Source organism: Candidatus Thermoplasmatota archaeon, assembly GCA_034660695.1.
Taxonomy (GTDB): Archaea; Thermoplasmatota; E2; order UBA202; family DSCA01; genus JAYEJS01.
On sequence record JAYEJS010000140.1, the window covers coordinates 1 to 4,282 of the forward strand.

Genomic DNA, 4,282 nt, shown 5'->3' on the forward strand with positions numbered 1-4,282 from the left:
GCAAACCATAAACCTTTGCAAAAACTTGGCAGTAATATTCTCCAGCCAACTTTGATGAAGCATACGGTGATAATGGCATTGGTAACATATCCTCCTTTAACGGTAAATTTGGATTATCTCCGTAAACAGCACATGATGAAGCGAAAACAACTTTTTTTACATTGCAATCTCTCGCTGCAATTAAAACATTCAAGGTTCCATTTGTATTAATGTCATTAGTTAATAAAGGATTCTCAACACTTTTGGGAACAGAAACAACGGCAGCCTGATGAAAAACATAATCTGCTCCTTCGAACTCATTCTTCAAAAATTCCAAATCTCGAATATCTCCTTTTTTAAAAACAATTTTTTTGTCATCGAGCAAATGTTTTATATTTTCCAATTTTCCTGTGGAAAGATTGTCGATAACCGTAACTTCACTGTCCTTTGTCAGTTCCTCCGCCAGATGAGAGCCGATAAAGCCTGCTCCTCCTGTAACTATAACTTTTTTATTTTCCATGATATTTACCTTCTTTTAATCAATTCTTCTAAACTCGGCAATTTTTTATCTTTTTCCGAAATAATTGGACTCTCAATGGGCCACTGGATATTAACATCGGGATCATTCCAGATTAAGCCAGATTCATGACTGGGAGCACAAACATTGTCAACTTTGTAGATGACCTCTGCTCCCAGATAGCGAGCAGTGTACATGACAAACAAAAAGCCTGAGATGTAGCTTGCAATACATGATACAGGCAATATGCCCGTGTTCTTCGCGACATGCCGGACAGTATTCATTCCTACCTATCACCCCCAAGAATTCTTTCTATCTCTTGGACTAAGTTCCCAGCTCTTTCAACTGCATTATCAGCTTCCTTTTCCGAGATCGTTCCCGCAGTATCATATACCGTAGCATGTCTCTTTCTGCGCATCCTATCCAAAACAATGACCTCTTCTCTTCTTAAAAAGAGTTCTGCAAACCTAACTGCAGAGATATGCTGATTTCTGCCAGAAGGCCGGTATCCTTTTGAAAACATGAGCGCTCTAATTGCCTGTAATATTGCGTTATACGCTATAGAGAACGCCCAATCATCATTCTCTCTCAAGATAGCCTTTGCAACTTTTATATCTCTCTTCGCAAGATTAAAAGCATCTTCTACCTTTTTCTTATCCGCGGGCAACCTTTTTGTATATCCTTCCCTCTCAAGTTCATCTAAGGTCACTCAGATCACCTACCAACATACTCTTTGGCTCTTTTAGCACATTTAAGACAAAAGGATCTTTCCTTTTTTTTCTCCTCTCAAATTCTTCCGCTGTAAACAGAACATAATTTATCTCACGAGATAGTCTCTTCTCGACTTCCCTTATTTCTTTTATAAGTTCCTCTTCATTTATCTCCCCAACTATGAAGGTATCGATATCACTATCTACTCCTGCTTTGCCACTTGCAAAAGAACCGTATATAAAAGCGGTCTCTACGCTCAGCCCTGATAAACTATCCTGCAATACTTTTGCCATTCCCTCTGTCTTAAGAATGATACTTGCTAACTCGTTGTATATAGGCATTTTTTTGTTTACAACATAATATTTCGAGTTTCCTCTTCTTTCACTCTTCAACAAGTCTATTTCCTCCAAATTCGCTAATTCTCTACGAACAGCATTTATATTCTCCTTGACATTTCTTGCAATTTCCCTGACATACATCTCCCTTCCTGGATTCATCATGAATAATGTGAGCAGCTTTACTCTTGTCCGAGATGTGAACAACTTCTGAAGCATGTATAACAATAGTATTCGATTGTATAAAAATTTTATCCATACCGCTATTTGCAAAGTGAGCAACACACCTGTATTCTTCGCGACATGCTGAACAGTATTCATTTTATCCTCTCCAAGTATTCTCTGAATAATGGGTGATAGAATTTGTATCTCCCTCTATTTATCTTCACCACCAGATTCTTCTCAACCAGCCTTTTTAGATGATTCTTTATTTCTCCCAATTCCCCTTTTCTTCCTTCAAAGGACTTCGGATCCGCCGGAAATCCTGTCACATAAGGATTAATCATTCAAACCACCACTTACAATTATTACATAGTACTGTAAGTTTTGTAATTTTCTGTTGTAATGCCTCCGCATTCTTTGCTATTCTCTGAATTGTATTCATTTTATTTTCCCCATTATATCAGATATCTCTTATCTCTTTTCTTTTGATTAGCTCTTTCAAGCCTGGCAATTTTTTGTCTTTTTTTGAGAGAACTGGATTATCAATGGGCCACTGGATATTAACATCGGGATCATTCCAGATCAATCCAGATTCATAATCAGGAGCATAGACGTTGTCAACTTTATAGATTATTTCTGCTTCATTGCTTAGAACCAAAAATCCATGGGCGAATCCTTTTGGGATAAAGAGCATGAGTTTGTTATCCTCAGATAGCTCGGCAGATGCATATTTTTTGAATGTAGGAGAGTTCTGCCTTATGTCAACGGCAACATCAATAATTTTTCCTTTTATGCACCTGACCAATTTACTCTGAGTATATGGCTCCTTCTGGAAATGTAAGCCACGCAAAACTCCGTATTTTGATTTTGAATGATTTTCCTGAATGATGTCTATGTCTATCCCAGCCTTTTCAAAATCTCCCTTTTTGTAAGTTTCCATGAAAAAGCCACGTTCATCCTCAAATACTCTTGGTTTAACAAGCACAACGTCAGGAATATCCAGTCTTTCAAATTCGAAGGGCATCTCATCACCTTAAATTAACTTTTTCCACCACCACTCGTTCTTTACATACCATTGGATTGTATCTTTCATTGAATTTTCAAAATCCTGACTTTTCTTCGCTGTCCAGCCCAACCTTTTTATCTTGCCTGAATCAATGCTGTAACGGCGGTCATGCCCCGGCCTGTCTTTAACATGTTCAATCAATGATGATGGTTTATTGAGTTCCTTTAATATGATGTTTGTGATTTCAATATTTGTACGTTCATTGTCAGCGCCAATGTTGTATATCTCCCCTTCCTTTCCTTTCTTTCTAACCAAATCTATTCCTTCGCAATTGTCTTCAACGTAAAGCCAATCCCTAATTTGCAAACCGTCCCCATATACAGGCAATAATTGATTGTGCAAAGCTTTTATGATGAAGAGAGGGATAAGCTTCTCAGGATATTGATATGGGCCAAAGTTATTGCTTGAACGGGTGATTAAAACTGGCAAACCATATGTAACAAAATATGAATTGACCAGTAAATCCGCAGAAGATTTGCTTGCTGAATATGGCGAGGAAGGATTTAAAGCATCATTTTCCTTAAAAGTTCCTTTTTCTATGCTTCCATAAACTTCATCAGTAGAAATTTGAATGTATTTGTCGACATCAAATTTTCTACTTGCTTCTAGTAAGGTAAAGGTACCAAAAACATCTGTTTTTATGAATGTTTCTGGTCCTGTTATGCTTCTATCAACATGACTTTCAGCAGCAAAATTTATTATTTGCTTTACTCCATATTCCTTAATCACTTTTTCAACTATTTCTTTATCACAAATATCTCCTTTAAAAAAATGATATCTCGGGTCATTTTCCACATCTCTTAAATTATCCAGATTTCCTGCATAGGTAAGCTTGTCATAGTTAACAACTTCAATATCATCATATTCATTCAATAAATAATGAATAAAATTTGAGCCGATGAAACCTGCTCCTCCTGTCACCATTATCTTCATATTTTTGCCTCTCCCAACAATTCCTTCGCAACTTTTTTAAATGTTTCTAAAGTTCCTAAATCCTTTCGCAAGATGCTATAAACTTCATCTATGTCAAGCCCCCAATATATATGAACCAAGATATTTCTAAAACCAGCTAAATCTGCTAACTTGTCTGCAAGTTCTCTGGAGATTACCTCTTCATTTGCAAGAATTTCGAAGGTTTCTCTACAAGTAGAAGGTTTTTTAAATTCCTTATCAGCTATTATGTAGGTTGCAATATCTATTGATGCCTGGACACTTACTAACATAGCATGCAATACCATATTCCTCTTATCCCTATCCTTTTTAAGCTCCTCAATTGAAATATTTTGATATCTTTTCCAATCCTTTAACGCTTCATCCAACTCTCTTAAATGAGATAGCAACTTCATTCTAAACCCTCGCTAAAAATTTTCTGTCTAATTGTTCAGCGACCACTCTAAAATCAAGATATTTTGAAATTGTAGCAGCCTCGTATTCCTCTTTTTTAACTTTATCTCTAACAAATACTGCTTTGCCTGTTTTCAAAACTTCATATTGAAATTCAATTGGTGAATA

Annotated in this window: 7 protein-coding genes and 1 pseudogene; all 8 read right to left on the reverse strand. The window is 36.5% G+C overall.

Going from position 1 to position 4,282, the window contains the following annotated elements; all coding sequences use genetic code 11:
• Nucleotides 1–499, reverse strand: a 499-nt coding sequence (locus U9O96_07465) for an NAD-dependent epimerase/dehydratase family protein (protein ID MEA2054922.1), incomplete at its 3' end; no start/stop codon positions are given.
• Nucleotides 500–504: 5 nt separating this feature from the next.
• Nucleotides 505–669 (reverse strand): annotated as a pseudogene (locus U9O96_07470) (dTDP-4-dehydrorhamnose 3,5-epimerase family protein).
• Between the two features lie 113 nt (nt 670–782).
• Nucleotides 783–1,205 (reverse strand): HEPN domain-containing protein, encoded by a 423-nt coding sequence (locus U9O96_07475; protein ID MEA2054923.1) that lies wholly within the window; start codon nt 1,203–1,205, stop codon nt 783–785.
• Nucleotides 1,192–1,761: a nucleotidyltransferase domain-containing protein gene (locus tag U9O96_07480; protein MEA2054924.1), complete on the reverse strand. Its 570-nt coding sequence runs from the start codon at nt 1,759–1,761 to the stop codon at nt 1,192–1,194. The genes U9O96_07475 and U9O96_07480 overlap by 14 nt, the downstream gene beginning before the upstream one ends.
• A gap of 98 nt (nt 1,762–1,859) precedes the next feature.
• A complete protein-coding gene (locus U9O96_07485) occupies nt 1,860–2,048 on the reverse strand; it encodes a hypothetical protein (GenBank protein ID MEA2054925.1) in 189 nt (62 codons plus the stop codon).
• Nucleotides 2,049–2,164: 116 nt separating this feature from the next.
• Complete coding sequence (gene rfbC / locus U9O96_07490) at nt 2,165–2,728, reverse strand: dTDP-4-dehydrorhamnose 3,5-epimerase (GenBank protein ID MEA2054926.1); 564 nt, start codon at nt 2,726–2,728, stop codon at nt 2,165–2,167.
• Nucleotides 2,729–2,737: 9 nt separating this feature from the next.
• Nucleotides 2,738–3,703, reverse strand: a complete 966-nt coding sequence (gene rfbB / locus U9O96_07495; GenBank protein MEA2054927.1) for a dTDP-glucose 4,6-dehydratase — start codon at nt 3,701–3,703, stop codon at nt 2,738–2,740.
• On the reverse strand, nt 3,700–4,116 hold the full coding sequence (locus U9O96_07500) for a DUF86 domain-containing protein (protein MEA2054928.1): 417 nt from the start codon (nt 4,114–4,116) through the stop codon (nt 3,700–3,702). The genes rfbB and U9O96_07500 overlap by 4 nt, the downstream gene beginning before the upstream one ends.
• Nucleotides 4,117–4,282: the final 166 nt, after the last annotated feature.

Coding starts and splice junctions, on each gene's coding strand:
- U9O96_07480 (MEA2054924.1), bottom strand. CDS start 1,761: ATGCTTCAGAAGTTGTTCACATCTCGGACAAGAGTAAAGCTGCTCACA.
- U9O96_07485 (MEA2054925.1), bottom strand. CDS start 2,048: ATGATTAATCCTTATGTGACAGGATTTCCGGCGGATCCGAAGTCCTTT.
- rfbC (MEA2054926.1), bottom strand. CDS start 2,728: ATGCCCTTCGAATTTGAAAGACTGGATATTCCTGACGTTGTGCTTGTT.
- rfbB (MEA2054927.1), bottom strand. CDS start 3,703: ATGAAGATAATGGTGACAGGAGGAGCAGGTTTCATCGGCTCAAATTTT.
- U9O96_07500 (MEA2054928.1), bottom strand. CDS start 4,116: ATGAAGTTGCTATCTCATTTAAGAGAGTTGGATGAAGCGTTAAAGGAT.